Source organism: Parendozoicomonas haliclonae, from assembly GCF_900174585.1.
In the GTDB taxonomy this organism is placed as follows: domain Bacteria; phylum Pseudomonadota; class Gammaproteobacteria; order Pseudomonadales; family Endozoicomonadaceae; genus Sansalvadorimonas; species Sansalvadorimonas haliclonae.
Genome location: NZ_FWPT01000047.1, coordinates 1 through 509, shown reverse-complemented (window position 1 = coordinate 509; position 509 = coordinate 1). Strand labels below are relative to the sequence as shown.

The 509-nt window shown below is 42.8% G+C and carries 2 rRNA genes; both read left to right on the top strand.

Annotated features, from left to right (window positions below):
- Positions 1-84, top strand: a 16S ribosomal RNA gene (locus EHSB41UT_RS24195); the annotation flags it as partial.
- 318 nt (positions 85-402) lie between these two features.
- Positions 403-509: ribosomal RNA gene (locus EHSB41UT_RS24190) — 23S ribosomal RNA — on the top strand; the annotation flags it as partial.

The following is a 509-nucleotide window of genomic DNA, read 5'->3' as shown; positions in this document are numbered from 1 at the left end:
GCGGTTACCACGGAGTGATTCATGACTGGGGTGAAGTCGTAACAAGGTAGCCCTAGGGGAACCTGGGGCTGGATCACCTCCTTAAACGAAATCTTGCCGATAAGCGTTCACACGAATTGTTTGAAACAAAATGCACGACTTAGGTTGTGTAGCTTTGTTCCTCTTCTTTTATGAAGAGTTGATCTTTAAAAATATGGAATCTGTCAACATACATTCTTAATTGAATGTATTTAGTTGCTGAGCACTCAACTTGTTCTTAGAACAAGTTATCAACAAGAGCGTCTCTTAGGAGAAAGGATTGTTGAATCAAGTGTGTGGCGAATCGTTACTCGAATACATCTTTTGTCGGATGTGTTCAAAAACGCGTTATTTGACTGATCTGAAGATTTCTTTGGGTTATATGGTCAAGTGACTAAGCGCACACGGTGGATGCCTTGGCAGTCAGAGGCGATGAAGGACGTGGTAATCTGCGATAAGCCTGGGGAAGCTGATAAACAAGCTGTGATCCC